Raw genomic sequence first — 16,087 nt, forward strand, 5'->3', positions numbered from 1 at the left:
GAAAAGAGGATAAATAATGGAGATTCGCTTAGCCTTTCCTAATGAAGTAAATCAGATTATGCAAGTGATTGAGGGAGCCAAGAAATGTTTGGCAGAAGCTGGTAGCACTCAGTGGCAAAACGGCTACCCAGATGCAGATACCATCATTGAAGATATTATCTCTGGACAGGCTTACGTAGCGCTAGAAGAAGGAGAACTCTTAGCCTATGCAGCAGTGACTAAAAGCCCGGAAAAAGCTTATGAAGCAATTTATGATGGCAACTGGGAGGGAAATGAAGCAGAATACTTAGTATTTCACCGTATTGCTGTTGCTAGTGATGTGCAAGGTCAAGGTGTTGCTCAGACTTTTTTAGAAGGCTTGATTGAAGGCTTTGATTACCTAGATTTTCGTTCAGATACGCACGCTAAAAACAAAGTTATGCAACATATTTTTGAAAAGCTTGGTTTTAAACAAGTTGGTAAAGTTCCAGTAGACGGGGAACGCTTGGCCTACCAAAAATTAAAATCGAATGTCTAAAAAGTATGCAAAGATGTTATACAAGTCTCCGATTGGAACCTTATCTCTGGTTGCAGATGACCACTATCTGTTTGGGATATGGATTGAAGAAGAGAGCGATTTTGAGAAGGGTTTATCTGAAAATGATGTGACTGTTGTTGAAAGTCATCCCATTTTAAATCAAATTACTTCCTATTTAGAGACTTATTTTAAGGGGCAAGATCAAGACTTATCTGAGATGCCTTTAGCTCCTGTCGGTAGTGACTTCGAAAAAAGAGTCTGGAACTACTTGCGGGGAATCCCTTTTGGCCAGACTGTTACTTATGGGCAAATAGCTAAGGACTTGCAGGTGGCTTCTGCTCAAGCAGTCGGAGGAGCAGTAGGTCGCAATCCCTGGTCTATCCTTGTACCTTGTCACCGTGTGCTAGGTGCTGGAGGACGTCTGACAGGCTATGCTTGGGGACTCGAAAAGAAGGCTTGGCTATTGAGGCATGAAGGTGCAAGTTATCAAGAAAATAAAAAATAGAAAGAGAAAAAATGTTAGAATTTATCGAATATCCAAAATGTACAACTTGTAAAAAAGCTAAGAAAGAATTAGATCAACTCGGACTAGAATATAAAGACGTTCATATCGTTGAAGAGACTCCGAGTGAAAAGGTCATTTTAAACTGGCTCGAAACTTCGGGATTTGAATTGAAGCAATTTTTCAACACTAGTGGAATCAAATATCGTGAACTCGGATTGAAAGATAAGGTTGGAACATTGTCAAACAAAGAAGCAGCCAAACTCTTGGCCAGTGATGGTATGCTATTGAAACGTCCGATACTAGTTGAAAATGGTTTTGTAAAACAAATTGGCTATCGTAAATCATACAATAACTTGGATTTGAATTAGTTTTTTTCTATCTCTTTGATAGATAAAATATATAACCTCCCACTTTTAAAGTATGATAAACTAGAAGGTAGATGAAATCTGATATGCTCGTAGCAAATATTTTTAATTAGAGCATAAGTATGATAGAATGAATCATTATCTTGAGAGGATGTTTCTATGAATGTTACAACGATTTTAGCATCTGATTGGTATCAAAATTTGATGCAATATATCCCAGACGGCAAACTCTTTAGTTGGCGTTCAGTCTTTGATGGGATTCCAAGAATAGTACAGCAATTACCGACAACTTTGATGTTGACAGTATTTGGTGCTTTTTTTGGAATTATGCTAGCCCTGCTTTTTGCCATTGTAAAAATCAATCGCGTTAGAATTCTTTATCCATTACAAGCCTTTTTTGTTAGTTTCTTAAAAGGGACTCCTATTTTAGTACAACTCATGTTGACCTATTACGGAATTCCTTTGGCACTTAAAGCATTGAATCAACAATGGGGAACTGCATTTAATATCAATGCGATTCCAGCTGCAGCGTTTGCGATTGTAGCCTTTGCCTTTAACGAGGCAGCCTATGCTAGTGAAACCATCCGTGCAGCCATTCTTTCTGTAAATCCTGGTGAGATTGAAGCTGCTCGCAGTCTTGGGATGACACGTGCACAAGTTTATCGCCGTGTGATTATTCCAAATGCAGCTGTGGTTGCAACACCAACTTTGATTAACTCCCTCATTGGATTGACCAAGGGAACTTCCCTCGCCTTTAGTGCAGGTGTCGTAGAAGTTTTTGCCCAAGCTCAAATCTTAGGTGGTGCAGACTATCGTTACTTCGAACGTTTTATCTCAGTAGCTCTAGTTTATTGGGTTGTAAATATTGCTATTGAAAATCTTGGTCGTTTCATTGAAAGAAAAATGGCGATTTCAGCACCAGATAATGTTGAAACAGATGTGAAAGGAGAGCTTCGCTAATGATTAAAATTTCAAATTTAAGCAAATCCTTTTCAGGTCAGACAGTTTTGGACCATCTGAACTTAGATATTCAAAAAGGAGAAGTCGTTGCTCTTATTGGTTCATCAGGAGCTGGGAAATCAACCTTTCTTCGTAGCCTAAATTACCTGGAAACTCCCGATAGTGGAAGTATTCAGATTGATGATTTCAAAGTGGATTTTTCTCAAATTACGCAAGAAGAAATCTTGACTCTTCGTCGTAAACTATCTATGGTGTTCCAACAGTTCAATCTGTTTGAGCGTAGAACGGCCTTAGACAATGTCAAGGAAGGTTTGGTAGTAGTAAAAAAACTATCAGATGAAGAAGCGACTACGATAGCTAAAGAAGAGTTGGCTAAGGTTGGTCTATCTGATCGTCAACAGCACTATCCTCGCCACTTGTCAGGTGGACAAAAACAACGGGTAGCCTTGGCGCGTGCTTTGGCTATGAAACCGGACGTCTTACTCTTGGATGAACCAACTTCAGCACTGGACCCAGAATTGGTTGGTGAGGTAGAAAGATCTATCGCTAATGCCGCTAAGTCGGGACAAACCATGATTTTGGTGAGTCACGACATGTCCTTTGTCTCTCAAGTGGCTGATAAGGTTTTGTTCTTGGATAAAGGAAAGATTATTGAGTCTGGAACACCAGATGAGATTATCAATCATCCGAAAGAAGAACGAACAAAAGAATTCTTTGCTAGTTACAAACGGACCTATATTTGATATAATAGAAGATAAGAAAAACTCAGTTAGCTAAGCTAACTGGGTTTGCTCTTTAAAATTAATAGAAATGAGAGAGAGCATGTTAGTCCAGCTATTTGCTTTATATTTAGAGAGTTTAGTGTTGACGATACTACTGGTCTTACTGGTTTTAGGGCTTTGGATTGGTTTTAGAGCACTATCAGGAGCCGATAAAACTGCTAAGGAACGTCAAGCTCACCTCTACGATATGATTATGATTGGAGTTTTGATAATTCCAGTACTGTCTTTTGCAACCATGAGTATCTTGTTGGTTCTCAAGGCATAATAGTTGTTAAATAGGATATAATCCGTTAGAATAAAAATAGTTACAACAAGAAAGAAGGAAAGAGAATGTACGATACGATTATTATCGGTGCAGGTCCTGCTGGGATGACTGCAGCCTTGTATGCAGCACGCAGTAATCTGAAAGTTGCTTTGATTGAAGGTGGCCTTCCTGGTGGTCAGATGAATAATACTTCGGATATTGAAAACTATCCAGGCTATGCCAATATCAGTGGTCCAGAATTAGCTGAAAAGATGTTTGAACCACTTGAAAATCTTGGTGTTGAGCATCTTTATGGCTTTGTTGAAAATGTTGAGGACCATGGCGAATTTAAAAAAGTCGTAACAGACGACCAAGTTTATGAAACTCGTACAGTTATCGTAGCGACAGGTTCTAAGCACCGTCTATTGGGAGTTCCAGGTGAAGAAGAACTTAATAGCCGTGGTGTTTCTTATTGTGCCGTTTGTGATGGAGCCTTTTTCCGTGACCAAGATTTGTTGGTTGTAGGTGGAGGTGACTCAGCAGTTGAAGAAGCAATCTTCTTAACACAGTTTGCCAAAACTGTAACTATCGTTCACCGTCGTGATGAACTTCGTGCTCAAAAAGTCTTGCAAGATAGAGCTTTTGCCAATGAAAAAATCAATTTCATTTGGGATTCTGTTGTCAAAGAAATCAAGGGTGAAAACCGTGTGGAGTCAGTTGTCATTGAAAATGTTAAAACAGGACAAGTGACAGAACAAGCCTTTGGTGGTGTCTTCATCTATGTTGGATTAGATCCAGTTAGTGACTTCGTTCAAGAGTTGCAGATTCGAGACCAGGCAGGTTGGATTGTGACAGATGACCACATGAAGACAAGTGTTGCAGGTGTCTTTGCAGTTGGGGATGTTCGTCAGAAAGACCTTCGCCAAGTTACAACAGCAGTTGGAGATGGCGCCATTGCAGGTCAAGAAGCCTATAAATATATCACTGAACATAATTAAAAAAGTTTCCAATCAAACGATTGGAAACTTTTTTATAATCGATTTCGGAAGACTTCGTACATGAGGATAGCTGCAGCAACACTGGCATTGAGGCTTTGTACATGTCCATTCATTGGAATAGTGATCATCTCGTCCACTTGCTTTTTGATGTTACTTGAGATACCTTTTCCTTCATTTCCGATAATGAGAGCGACTTTGCCACTTGTGTTCCATTTATGGCAAGGTGTTCCGTTCATATCAGTTCCAAAAGTCCAGAATCCCTCGTCTTTGAGTTTGTCCAAGGTTTGACTGAGATTAGTGACTCGGGCAATAGGAACATGTTCAATCGCACCCGTTGCTGTTTTTGCTACGACAGGAGTGACGCCGACAGCTCGGTGTTTGGGAATAATAACACCTGAAACATTGGTTGCATCCGCTGTTCTCAAGATAGAACCGAGATTATGTGGATCTGTTAAACCATCAAGAATTAGCAGTAGTGGATTTTCTTCTTGACGTGTCTTTGCAAGAATCTGCTCAAGTTCTGTATAGGCAAATTCAGAAACACGCAAAACAAAACCTTGGTGAACAGCACCCTCAGTCATTTCAGAAAGAGCCTTTTTTGAAGTCCAAGAGATGGATACTTTCTTTTCTGTAGCTAGTTCCTTAACCTTTTCTACATTTTTTCCACGAAGATCATCTTGGAGATAAAGTTTGTTTCCTGTATTTGCTAAAAGTGCTTCAGTGACGGCGTGAACGCCATAGACAATATCATTTGTTTTCATGGCTCTATTATAACATAAAACCCCGCCTTGCAACGGGATTTTCTTTATTCAAGAATGAGTAGACCTTCTTTGACTGCAAAAGGATCTTTTTCGTTAATTCGATCGTAAAACATAATACCATTTAAGTGGTCAATTTCATGTTGGACAACGATTGAGTTGTAGCCTTTTAACTTGATACGATGTTTTTCGCCATCCTTGTCAAAGTAGTCAACAGTCACTCGAGCATGACGGATAACATAACCTGGGACAGCTCGGTCAACTGATAGGCAACCTTCTCCCTCACCTAGAGCAGCATCTTGGACTGAATGTGAGACAATTTTAGGATTGTACATAACAGCTTGCAGGTCATAGGCTTCTTGAGGTGTTTCGCCTTCTTCAGTGATATTTGGAACCAAAACAGCGATGATACGTTTTGAGATGTCCAATTGTGGTGCTGCAAGTCCAACTCCTCCACGAAGACCTAATTTTTCAGCCATAACTGGGTCTTGTGAATGTTTCAAAAATTGCATCATTTTCTCACCGAGGATAATATCTTGATCACTCAATGGGAAAGTGACCTCCTCAGCAACAGCACGTAGAGTTGGATTGCCCTCGCGGATAATATCTTTCATATCAATTAGATGTGAAGCTTTTGTAATACGTTCTATAGCAGACATGTTCTCTCCTTCCTTACATTACATTTACATGATAACACAAAACAGATGAGAAAGAAAGTAACAGAAGCCGTTAAAAAATAATAGAAAGAAAGGAAATACCTATTTGTCTGTGGTATAATAAGGTAAGGAGACTTGCATCAAAAAGCAAGGAGAAAACAGATGGAAAAACGTAGTAGTAGAAATCAAAAAGGTCCAGTTTTACAAGTTGCTAGAAAATCTATTCGATTTTTCAAAAACTATCGACAGTGGAGCAATAAAACCGTTATTGTCGTTTTGTTGATTGTTGTTGCGATTTCGATGGCTTTGACCTTATTAGCTCAAGGGATAAAGGGAATTCCATTGACCAGTAGTAGTACAACTGTCGTTAGTCAGACAGCTGATTCTAAGGAGAAAACTACGGCAACAGAGCAAGAAACAAGTGCGCGTATTATGGCAAATGGGGATCTTCTCTATCATATTCCAATTTATCGAACTGCCCTAAAAGAAGATGGGACTTATGATTTCCATGAAAATTTTGAGTATGTAAAACCTTGGCTCAAGCAAGCAGATCTAGTCATCGGTGACTTTGAAGGTACTGTAAACAAAGACCACTACTTGGGAGGCTATCCTTTGTTCAATGCTCCTGGAGAAGTCATGGACGCTATAAAGGATGCTGGTTATCAGGTCTTAGACTTAGCTCACAACCATATCTTAGATTCTCAGATTGAGGGTGTTTTTTCGACTGCAGATGCTATCGAAAAAGCTGGAATGACACCAATTGGTGTTTATACCCATGAACCACGAGATAAAGCACCGATAGTCATCAAGGAAGTTAACGGAATTAAAGTTGCTCTCTTAGCTTATTCTTATGGATTTAACGGTATTGAAGAATACATTTCTAAAGAAGATTATGATAATCATTTGTCTGACCTGAATGAAGAAAAAATGAAGGCAGAAATTGAAAGAGCCGAAAAAGAAGCAGATATCACGGTTATAATGCCTCAGATGGGAATTGAGTATCAATTGGAACCAACTGAAGAGCAAAAACAACTCTATCATAAAATGATTGACTGGGGAGCAGATATTATTTTTGGTGGCCATCCTCACGTTGTTGAACCTGCTGAGACAGTTGAGAAAGATGGGGACAAGAAACTCATTATCTATTCTATGGGAAATTTCATCTCAAATCAGCGAATTGAGACCATGCAGGATGAGGAAAATGCAAAATGGACAGAACGTGGTGTTCTCATGGACGTGACCATTAAGAAAAAATCTGGTAAGACTACAATTGAGACGGCTAAAGCTCATCCTACATGGGTTAATAGAACACCAAAAGGAACGTATTCTCCAGAAGGCTATCCACTTTATCTATACCAGACTTATATTTTGGATGATTTCATCGAAGGTGGGAAATACCGTGATCAGTTAGATGAGGCAACCAAGGAACGAATTGATACAGCCTACAAGGAAATGAATGAGCATGTAGGTTTGAAATGGTAATAACTAAGAGCAAGAAGGATATTATGGATATTAAAGTCATTGCGACGGATATGGATGGTACGTTGTTGGATCCAAAAGGACAACTAGATCTTCCACGCCTAGAAAAAATATTGGATAAGCTAGATCAACGTGGCATTCGTTTTGTCATTGCTACTGGGAATGAAGTTCATCGCATGCGACAATTACTGAAGCATCTTGTAGAAAGAGTCATTCTCGTAGTTGCTAATGGTGCTCGTATATTCGAAAATGATAAATTGCTACAGGCACAAACTTGGGATGATGCTATGGTTGATAGGGCTTTAGACCATTTTAAAGGTAGAGAATGCCAGGATCAGTTTGTAGTAACTGGTATGAATGGTGGTTTTGTTAAGGAAGGCACTGTTTTTACAGAACTGGATAAATTTATGACTCCAGAGATGATTGAAAAGCTCTATCGACGAATGCACTTTGTTGATGAATTTGACTCTAGCTTATTCGGTGGTGTTCTAAAGATGAGTATGGTTGTTGGTGAAGAACGATCAGATGCAGTTTTGCAGGAAATTAATGACTTGTTTGACGGTCATGTTCGTGCTGTTTCTAGTGGATATGGCTGTATTGATATCTTACAAGACGGGATCCATAAGGCTTGGGGCTTAGAGGAATTGCTCAAACGTTGGAACTTAAAACCAGAACAAATCATGGCTTTTGGAGACAGTGAAAATGACATCGAAATGTTAGAGTTGGCAGGAATTTCTTACGCTATGGAAAATGCTGAGGAGTCTGTCAAGAAAGTTGCTACAAAAGTAGCTCCAGCCAACAGTCAGGCGGGTGTTTACCAAGTTTTAGAAAACTGGCTAGAAAAAGGAGAATAACTTGGCAGTACAGTTATTAGAAAATTGGCTCTTAAAAGAGCAGGAGAAAATTCAAACCAAGTATCGTAAACTCAATCGTATCTCGGTAATTGAACCATCTATCATCTTTATTGGTGATTCAATTATTGAGTATTATCCTTTGCAAGAGCTACTAGGTACATCAAAGACGATTGTGAATCGAGGCATTCGAGGCTATCAGACCGGATTTTTATTGAAGAATCTTGATGCCCACCTCTATGGTGATGCAGTAGATCAAATTGTATTATTGATTGGGACAAATGACATTGGAAAAGATGTTCCAATGATGGAAGCGCTAAACAATCTTGAGAGTGTGATTCAAACCATTTCACGTGACTATCCGCTGTCACAAATAAAGCTTGTTTCCATCTTGCCGGTCAATGAGAGTGAGAATTTCAAACAGACTGTTTATATTCGTACCAATGAAAAAATTAAAGAATGGAACCAAGCCTACCAAGAACTGGCATTAGCCTATATGCAGGTAGAATATGTATCTGTTTTTGACAAACTACTCGATCAGGAAGGACAACTCAAATCAGACTATACAACAGATGGTCTTCATCTTAGCGTCTCTGGCTATCAGACTTTATCAAAAGCCTTGAAAGATTACATTTTCTAAGTTTTTGCCTGTTTTTTGCTTTTTTAACCTAGATAAGGTATAATATCTTTATAGTCTTTGGGGTCGTTACGGATTCGACAGGCATTATGAGGCATATTTTGCGACTCGTGTGGCGACGTAAACGCTCAGTTAAATATAACTGCAAAAAATAACACTTCTTACGCTCTAGCTGCCTAAAAACCAGCAGGCGTGACCCGATTCGGATTGCTCGTGTCTGATGACAGGTCTTATTATTAGCGAGATACGATCAAGCTTTGTCTAGCAGTTTGGTAAGAGATTTATAGACTCGCAGTTCCTAGGCTTGAGTTATGTGTCGAGGGACTGTTAAAACAATACATAACCTATGGTTGTAGACAAATATGTTAGCAGGTGTTTGGACGTGGGTTCGACTCCCACCGGCTCCATTCTGTAAAGTTTCATCAAGTAAGATACATGTATCGCAGGAGAATTACTCAAGAGGCTGAAGAGGACGGTTTGCTAAATCGTTAGGTCGGGTAACCGGCGCGGGGGTTCGAATCCCCCATTCTCCGTTAGAATAACGCTATGTTTTTCTAAACCATACCCTTGGAGTAAGATTCCAAGAGTAAATATTATACATTGAGGTATATTATGAAGAAGATTAAACTACTCAGTATCTTGGCACTTTCAACATTGGCCTTGGGTGCATGTTCTTTAACGTCTAAAAAATCAGAATCTGCTTCTGCAACTACTGAGCAAACAACAGAAGAACCTAAAAAGGAATCAGTAGAAGACAAAGTTACAAAAGATGCGGAAGTTCTTCTAGATTCAGTTCTTACATCAGACTCTGCACGTTTCAAAAAGGTTTATGGTGAAACCTATGAAAAATGGACTGACGCCGTAATTGCAGTACAAACAAGTGAAAAAATTAAAGATGATGGTCTTACACCAGCATCTACATACTCAGTACAATGGCACCAAGATTTTCCTGTAGAGACACCTGAAGAAACAATTTCAGGTTTCTTAAAACAACGACGTAAAATGTTCCAAGAAATCGGTTCATATACAATTAAAGACGTGAAGGTTGATGAATCAGGTGACTCAGCAACTGTTACATTTAACTCTAAGAAGCTGCACTCTAAAGGTTTGGCATCATCTACAAGGGATGTACTTACTACTTTGATTGGTGGAATTGATAACTTAGGTAAGTATAACAAAGCTGGTGCAGATGCTGATGTTAAACGTTACCAAACACTTATTTCTTATTGGATTTTTGAACATCTTTTCAGAAAAGATTTCAGTACTTATAATGATGTAGATCCTAACCTTGCTCAAACACCTTTCACTACTGGAGATTTTGACACAGAAATCAAATTGACAAAAGATAAGGATGGAAATTGGCTTATTTCTCAAGAAGACTATCGTACTCTTGCAACTGAGTTGATTGACAATACTGAAGGTTACGATAAAATCGTTCGTGGGAACTCAGCAAAATCTACAGATAAGTCTAAAGATGCCGACAAATCTAAAGATGCCGACAAATCTAAAGATGCCGACAAATCTAAAGACGCCGATAAATCCAAAGACAAAGATAAATCAAAAGAAAAAAGTAACGTCTAAAATTTAAGATTTTAAAGATAACAAGTAGTTCATGCTGAGCTACTTGTTTTTGATTATGGCAGAGATTAAGCAAAACTAAGGAAACTTGTTTTGAGGCGTGATCTGATCTTTTTCTAAAATAGCCTGTCCAAGTCCTGAATTTTCTTAAGTTTTTATCATATTTTGTGTTGTAATTAAGGTGCCTTAAGAAAAATAATGAAAAAACTAAATGTTTTTCATATAGTTTTCATTTTTTGTGTTATAATTAAGGTGCCTTAAGAAAAATATTAAGGTGCCTTAAGAAAAATAATGAAAAAACTAAATGTTTTTCATATAGTTTTCATTGTTTTAATAGTTTAAAGTCAATCTTATTTTTCTCTAATAGAAAATAATGAAAAAGTAGGTATAGAAAGAGGTAAGTATCTATGTCTTCTCATAAAAAAGTGTCACTCTCTGAGATTAATCAATCTATCGATACTCCAAATAACAATCATTTCTGGCAAAATTTAAAGGCCTTCTTGGGTCCGGGTGCTCTTGTCGCAGTTGGTTATATGGATCCAGGAAACTGGATTACCAGTGTAGTCGGTGGTGCTTCCTATAAGTATAGTCTCTTGTTTGTTATCTTGATTTCATCTCTCATTGCCATGCAACTTCAGCAGATGGCAGGAAAGCTAGGGATTGTAACCCAGATGGACCTGGCTCAAGCAACAGCTCATCACTCACCAAAATGGCTTCGTTATAGCTTATGGGTGATTTTGGAGTTAGCCTTGATGGCGACAGACCTGGCAGAAGTTCTAGGTTCAGCCATTGCTCTCAATCTTCTCTTTAAGATTCCGATTATGATAGCCATCCTTTTGACGGTTCTAGATGTCTTTCTCTTATTGCTTTTGATGAAATTTGGCTTTAAGAAGATTGAAGCTATTGTGACAACACTGATTTTAACGATTTTAGCAATCTTTACTTATCTAGTAGCCTTGTCACACCCAAGTTTCCAGGGAATAGCTGAGGGTTATTTACCCAATTCGACCTTATTTGAGAGTCCTTTGCCAGGACATGAAAGTCAATTAACTTTAGCTCTGGGGATTGTAGGTGCGACGGTTATGCCCCATAACCTCTATTTACATTCTTCCTTGTCTCAAACTCGGAAAATCAATCACAAGGACAAGGATGATGTTCGAAAAGCGGTGCGCTTTATGACCTGGGATTCAAATCTCCAGTTATCTTTGGCCTTTGTCGTTAACTCCCTTCTATTAATCCTCGGGGCGGCTCTCTTTTTCGGCCATGCATCCGATATTTCTGCCTTCTCTCAAATGTATAATGCCTTGCAGGATTCTACTATTGCAGGAGCTATAGCTAGCTCAACCTTATCAACATTGTTTGCCTTGGCTTTATTAGCCAGTGGTCAAAATTCGACAATTACGGGTACCTTGACTGGACAAATCGTTATGGAAGGTTTCTTGCATATGAGATTGCCTCAGTGGTTCATTCGTTTGGCAACTCGTCTCTTTGCCTTGTTGCCTGTCATGATTGTAGCGGTTGTGTTTGGTCATCAGGAAAAAACCTTGGATCAGTTATTGGTCTATTCGCAGGTCTTTCTTTCAATCGCTCTTCCGTTTTCAATCTTCCCTTTGATTTATCTAACTTCTAAGAAATCACTGATGGGCGAATTTACCAATGCTAAATGGAATACCATCCTTGGTTATATTGTTTCCATTATCTTAACAATTCTCAATGTGAAATTGTTATTTGATATTTTCTAAGAAATTCACCCGAGTTATAATACAAACATATAAGAAAAAAGATACCCAAGATTTCTTGGGTATCTTTTTTGAAAATAAACGGAAGACATGGGATTCGAACCCACGCACGCTTTAACACGCCTACCGCGTTTCCAACACGGCCTCTTAAGCCTCTTGAGTAATCTTCCATTGTTTACTAACCTAGTCTACCATAAAGCCCTCTTTCTTGCAAATTTATTTAAAGTTGAGGATTCAGTGATAGAAAATGAAAGAAAGTGACAAAAAATGCTTGACTTTGATATTTTTTATGATAAAATGAATAATGTAATCGTTAACAGGAGGTAAACTAGTGCTAAAAAGTGAACGAAAACAGGTGATTTTAGAAGAATTGAAACACCATAAAATCGTCTCTCTAGAGAAATTGGTAGGTTTGTTAGATACTTCAGAATCAACGGTCAGACGTGATTTGGATGAATTGGAGTCTGAAAATAAACTTCGTCGAGTGCATGGAGGAGCAGAGTTGCCTCACTCCTTGCAAGAAGAAGAAACCATTCAAGAAAAATCTGTCAAAAACCTTCAAGAGAAAAAGTTGATTGCTCAAAGAGCATCTTCCCTCATCAAAGAAAAAGATGTTATCTTTGTGGATGCAGGAAGTACGACAGCCTTTCTCATTAAAGAATTGGAGCGAAAAGACATTACAGTGGTAACCAATTCCATTCACCATGCGGTTCAATTAGTTGATAAGCAAATCCCAACAGTCATTATCGGTGGTGGAGTCAAGATGACAACTGATGCCAGTATCGGAGGAGTAGCTCTCAATCAGATTAACCAACTGCACTTTGATCGTGCCTTTATTGGAATGAATGGTGTAGATGAAGGTTACTTTACAACTCCAGATATGGAGGAGGGCGCCGTCAAGCGTGCTATCTTAGAAAATTCTAAACAGACATATGTTCTAGCAGATTCATCCAAGATTGGTCAGTCTTGTTTTGCTAAGGTAGCTCCTATAAAACGTGCTATTGTCATTACAAGCAAGGGTCACGAGCTCTTGTCAGCTATCAAAGAGAAAACGGAGATAATAGAAGTATGATTTATACAGTCACACTCAATCCATCTATAGACTACATTGTTCGTTTGGACAAAGTGGAAGTTGGTAGTGTTAATCGTATGGATAGTGATGATAAGTTTGCTGGCGGTAAAGGTATCAATGTTAGCCGTGTCTTGAAGCGTTTGGATATTCCAAATACAGCGACAGGTTTCATCGGAGGCTTTACTGGAAAATTTATCACAGATACTTTAGCTGAAGAACAAATTGAAACGCAATTTGTCCAAGTGGCAGAAGATACGCGTATCAATGTTAAGATTAAAGCCGACCAAGAAACTGAAATCAATGGGACAGGTCCTAATGTTGAGCCCGAACAACTTGAAGAGTTAAAAGCCATTCTTTCAAGTCTGACAGCAGAAGATACAGTTGTCTTTGCGGGTTCGAGTGCTAAAAATTTGGGTAATGTTGTTTACAAAGAATTAATTGCTTTGACGCGTCAGACAGGCGCTCAAGTAGTCTGTGACTTTGAAGGTCAAACCTTGATTGATAGTTTGGATTATCAACCACTTTTAGTCAAACCAAATAATCATGAACTGGGAGCTATATTTGGAGTCAAGCTTGAAAGCCTTGATGAAATAGAAAAATACGCTCGAGAATTACTGGCTAAGGGTGCTCAAAACGTGATTATCTCTATGGCTGGTGATGGAGCCCTTCTGGTAACATCAGATGGAGCATACTTTGCTAAACCAATCAAGGGAACAGTGAAAAACTCAGTGGGGGCTGGTGACTCTATGGTTGCTGGATTTACGGGTGAGTTTGTCAAATCAAAAGATGCAGTAGAAGCCTTCAAGTGGGGAGTGGCTTGTGGAACAGCAACTACCTTCTCAGATGATTTAGCAACTGCAGCATTTATTAAAGAAACTTATGAAAAAGTTGAGGTAGAAAAAAGATGAAAATTCAAGATTTATTGAGAAAAGATGTCATGTTACTTGATTTGCAAGCAACTGAAAAAACAGCAGCTATCGAAGAAATGATTCATAGCTTGGTGGAGCATGGATACGTGACAGATTTTGAAACCTTTAAAGAAGGAATTTTAGCGCGTGAAGCTTTGACTTCTACAGGCTTGGGCGACGGTATCGCTATGCCACACAGCAAAAATGCTGCTGTAAAGGAAGCCACTGTTCTCTTTGCTAAGTCGAACAAAGGTGTTGACTACGAGAGCTTAGATGGACAACCAACTGACCTCTTCTTTATGATTGCTGCTCCAGAAGGTGCCAATGATACGCACTTGGCTGCCTTGGCAGAATTGTCACAATATTTGATGAAAGACGGATTTGCTGATAAACTTCGTCAAGTAACATCAGCTGATCAAGTCATTGAACTCTTTGACCAAGCTTCAGAAAAAGCTCAAGAACCAGTTCAAGCTCCTGCAAATGAATCTGGTGACTTTATCGTAGCAGTTACAGCTTGTACAACAGGAATTGCCCACACATACATGGCCCAAGAAGCTCTTCAAAAAGTGGCTGCGGAAATGGGTGTTGGTATCAAGGTTGAAACCAACGGTGCAAGTGGTGTTGGCAACAAATTGACAGCAGAAGATATCCGCAATGCCAAAGCTGTTATCATCGCTGCAGATAAAGCAGTTGAGATGGATCGTTTTGATGGTAAACCATTGGTGAACCGTCCAGTTGCAGACGGTATTCGTAAGACAGAAGAGTTGATCAACTTGGCTCTTTCTGGTAATGCTGAAGTATATCGTGCTGCTAATGGAGCGCAAGCTTCAACAGCATCTAATGAAAAACAAAGTCTAGGTGGTGCTTTCTACAAACACTTGATGAGTGGTGTATCTCAAATGTTGCCGTTCGTTATTGGTGGTGGTATCATGATTGCCCTCGCCTTCTTGATTGATGGTGCTTTGGGGGTTCCAAATGAGAGCCTTGGAAATCTTGGTTCTTACCATGAACTCGCTTCTATGTTCATGAAAATTGGTGGTTCTGCCTTCGGTTTGATGCTTCCAGTATTTGCTGGATATGTTGCTTACTCAATCGCTGAAAAACCAGGTTTGGTAGCCGGTTTCGTAGCTGGTGCTATCGCTAAAGAAGGTTATGCCTTTGGTAAAATCCCTTATGCTCAGGGTGGTGAAGCAACTTCAGCTCTTGCAGGAGTATCATCAGGTTTCCTTGGAGCCCTCGTAGGTGGATTTATCGCTGGTGCCTTGGTGCTCTTGGTTAAGAAATACGTGAAGGTTCCTCGCTCACTTGAAGGTGCTAAATCAATCCTTCTCTTACCACTTTTTGGAACAATCTTGACAGGCTTTGTCATGCTAGCTGTTAATATCCCAATGGCCGCAATCAACACTGGTATGAACAACTTCCTTGGTGGTCTTGAAGGTGGATCAGCTGTCCTTCTTGGAGTCGTTCTTGGAGGAATGATGGCTGTCGATATGGGTGGGCCTGTCAATAAAGCAGCCTACGTCTTTGGTACTGGTACTCTTGCAGCAACAGTGGCAACAGGTGGCTCAGTAGCCATGGCAGCAGTTATGGCTGGAGGAATGGTTCCACCACTTGCAATCTTTGTGGCAACACTTCTCTTCAAGAATAAATTTACCAAAGAAGAACGTAACTCTGGTTTGACGAACATCGTTATGGGCTTGTCATTCATCACTGAAGGAGCGATTCCATTTGGTGCAGCAGACCCAGCTCGTGCTATCCCAAGCTTCATCCTTGGTTCAGCAGTAGCAGGTGGACTCGTTGGTCTTGCAAATATCAAGCTCATGGCTCCTCACGGAGGAATCTTCGTTATCGCCCTTACTTCAAATGCTCTTCTTTACCTTGTCTTTGTCTTGGTAGGAGCAATTGTCAGTGGTGTAGTTTACGGTTACCTTCGTAAACCATTAGAAAAATAATCACAAACACATTCAAATGACTGAACACGAAAGTGGGCAGTCATTTTTTTAACCTCTCGAAAAGTTCATGAAATATGGTATAATAG

The 16,087-nt window shown here is 39.4% G+C and carries 17 protein-coding genes, 2 tRNA genes and 1 other RNA gene; 17 read left to right on the top strand and 3 right to left on the bottom strand.

Annotated elements, in window-relative coordinates; genetic code table 11:
- Positions 1 to 16: 16 nt before the first annotated feature.
- From HMPREF1481_RS02950 to trxB, 7 genes are all read left to right on the top strand, one after another.
- On the top strand, positions 17 to 517 hold the full coding sequence (locus HMPREF1481_RS02950; RefSeq protein WP_016465605.1) for a GNAT family N-acetyltransferase: 501 nt from the start codon (positions 17 to 19) through the stop codon (positions 515 to 517).
- A 13-nt stretch (positions 518 to 530) separates the two neighbouring features.
- A complete protein-coding gene (locus tag HMPREF1481_RS02955; protein ID WP_016465606.1) occupies positions 531 to 1,022 on the top strand; it encodes a methylated-DNA--[protein]-cysteine S-methyltransferase in 492 nt (163 codons plus the stop codon).
- Between the two features lie 11 nt (positions 1,023 to 1,033).
- The gene (locus HMPREF1481_RS02960; RefSeq protein ID WP_016465607.1) at positions 1,034 to 1,390 is read left to right on the top strand and encodes a Spx/MgsR family RNA polymerase-binding regulatory protein; all 357 of its coding nucleotides are present in this window, start codon (positions 1,034 to 1,036) and stop codon (positions 1,388 to 1,390) included.
- 156 nt (positions 1,391 to 1,546) lie between these two features.
- Positions 1,547 to 2,347 carry an amino acid ABC transporter permease gene (locus HMPREF1481_RS02965; protein WP_006149849.1) on the top strand — a complete coding sequence of 267 codons (801 nt, stop codon included), beginning with the start codon at positions 1,547 to 1,549 and terminating at the stop codon, positions 2,345 to 2,347.
- Positions 2,347 to 3,090 carry an amino acid ABC transporter ATP-binding protein gene (locus HMPREF1481_RS02970; protein ID WP_016465608.1) on the top strand — a complete coding sequence of 248 codons (744 nt, stop codon included), beginning with the start codon at positions 2,347 to 2,349 and terminating at the stop codon, positions 3,088 to 3,090. The genes HMPREF1481_RS02965 and HMPREF1481_RS02970 overlap by 1 nt, the downstream gene beginning before the upstream one ends.
- A gap of 79 nt (positions 3,091 to 3,169) precedes the next feature.
- A complete protein-coding gene (locus HMPREF1481_RS02975; protein ID WP_016465609.1) occupies positions 3,170 to 3,394 on the top strand; it encodes a DUF4059 family protein in 225 nt (74 codons plus the stop codon).
- A 65-nt stretch (positions 3,395 to 3,459) separates the two neighbouring features.
- The gene (gene trxB / locus HMPREF1481_RS02980; RefSeq protein ID WP_016465610.1) at positions 3,460 to 4,371 is read left to right on the top strand and encodes a thioredoxin-disulfide reductase; all 912 of its coding nucleotides are present in this window, start codon (positions 3,460 to 3,462) and stop codon (positions 4,369 to 4,371) included.
- Positions 4,372 to 4,403: 32 nt separating this feature from the next.
- Here trxB and rlmB read toward each other — a convergent pair whose 3' ends face one another.
- Positions 4,404 to 5,132 (bottom strand): 23S rRNA (guanosine(2251)-2'-O)-methyltransferase RlmB, encoded by a 729-nt coding sequence (gene rlmB, locus HMPREF1481_RS02985; protein ID WP_016465611.1) that lies wholly within the window; start codon positions 5,130 to 5,132, stop codon positions 4,404 to 4,406.
- 44 nt (positions 5,133 to 5,176) lie between these two features.
- Entirely contained in the window at positions 5,177 to 5,788 is a 612-nt protein-coding gene (def, locus tag HMPREF1481_RS02990; RefSeq protein WP_006152551.1) for a peptide deformylase, read from the bottom strand.
- Between the two features lie 159 nt (positions 5,789 to 5,947).
- On the opposite strand from def, the gene HMPREF1481_RS02995 reads away from it, so the two are divergent.
- From HMPREF1481_RS02995 to HMPREF1481_RS03020, 7 genes are all read left to right on the top strand, one after another.
- Complete coding sequence (locus tag HMPREF1481_RS02995) at positions 5,948 to 7,267, top strand: CapA family protein (protein ID WP_016465612.1); 1,320 nt, start codon at positions 5,948 to 5,950, stop codon at positions 7,265 to 7,267.
- A gap of 23 nt (positions 7,268 to 7,290) precedes the next feature.
- Positions 7,291 to 8,118, top strand: a complete 828-nt coding sequence (locus tag HMPREF1481_RS03000) for an HAD family hydrolase (RefSeq protein WP_016465613.1) — start codon at positions 7,291 to 7,293, stop codon at positions 8,116 to 8,118.
- Between the two features lies 1 nt (position 8,119).
- Positions 8,120 to 8,755 (top strand): SGNH/GDSL hydrolase family protein, encoded by a 636-nt coding sequence (locus HMPREF1481_RS03005; protein ID WP_016465614.1) that lies wholly within the window; start codon positions 8,120 to 8,122, stop codon positions 8,753 to 8,755.
- 59 nt (positions 8,756 to 8,814) lie between these two features.
- Positions 8,815 to 9,162, top strand: a transfer-messenger RNA (tmRNA) gene (gene ssrA / locus HMPREF1481_RS10620).
- Between the two features lie 35 nt (positions 9,163 to 9,197).
- A tRNA-Ser gene (locus tag HMPREF1481_RS03010) sits at positions 9,198 to 9,285 on the top strand.
- Positions 9,286 to 9,364: 79 nt separating this feature from the next.
- The gene (locus HMPREF1481_RS03015; RefSeq protein ID WP_016465615.1) at positions 9,365 to 10,333 is read left to right on the top strand and encodes a hypothetical protein; all 969 of its coding nucleotides are present in this window, start codon (positions 9,365 to 9,367) and stop codon (positions 10,331 to 10,333) included.
- Positions 10,334 to 10,737: 404 nt separating this feature from the next.
- Positions 10,738 to 12,072, top strand: a complete 1,335-nt coding sequence (locus tag HMPREF1481_RS03020; RefSeq protein ID WP_016465616.1) for an Nramp family divalent metal transporter — start codon at positions 10,738 to 10,740, stop codon at positions 12,070 to 12,072.
- A gap of 79 nt (positions 12,073 to 12,151) precedes the next feature.
- Here the strand turns inward: HMPREF1481_RS03020 and HMPREF1481_RS03025 are convergent.
- Positions 12,152 to 12,239, bottom strand: a tRNA-Ser gene (locus HMPREF1481_RS03025).
- Between the two features lie 161 nt (positions 12,240 to 12,400).
- On the opposite strand from HMPREF1481_RS03025, the gene HMPREF1481_RS03030 reads away from it, so the two are divergent.
- Genes HMPREF1481_RS03030 through HMPREF1481_RS03040 form a run of 3 tightly spaced genes read left to right on the top strand, consistent with a single transcriptional unit; the run spans position 12,401 to position 16,001 of the window.
- Complete coding sequence (locus HMPREF1481_RS03030; RefSeq protein ID WP_016465617.1) at positions 12,401 to 13,141, top strand: DeoR/GlpR family DNA-binding transcription regulator; 741 nt, start codon at positions 12,401 to 12,403, stop codon at positions 13,139 to 13,141.
- Positions 13,138 to 14,049, top strand: coding sequence for a 1-phosphofructokinase (pfkB, locus tag HMPREF1481_RS03035; RefSeq protein ID WP_006148803.1), 912 nt, complete (start codon positions 13,138 to 13,140; stop codon positions 14,047 to 14,049). The genes HMPREF1481_RS03030 and pfkB overlap by 4 nt, the downstream gene beginning before the upstream one ends.
- Positions 14,046 to 16,001 carry a PTS fructose transporter subunit IIABC gene (locus HMPREF1481_RS03040; protein WP_016465618.1) on the top strand — a complete coding sequence of 652 codons (1,956 nt, stop codon included), beginning with the start codon at positions 14,046 to 14,048 and terminating at the stop codon, positions 15,999 to 16,001. The genes pfkB and HMPREF1481_RS03040 overlap by 4 nt, the downstream gene beginning before the upstream one ends.
- The last annotated feature ends 86 nt before the right edge of the window (positions 16,002 to 16,087 follow it).

Source organism: Streptococcus sp. HPH0090 (assembly GCF_000411475.1).
Lineage (GTDB): Bacteria > Bacillota > Bacilli > Lactobacillales > Streptococcaceae > Streptococcus.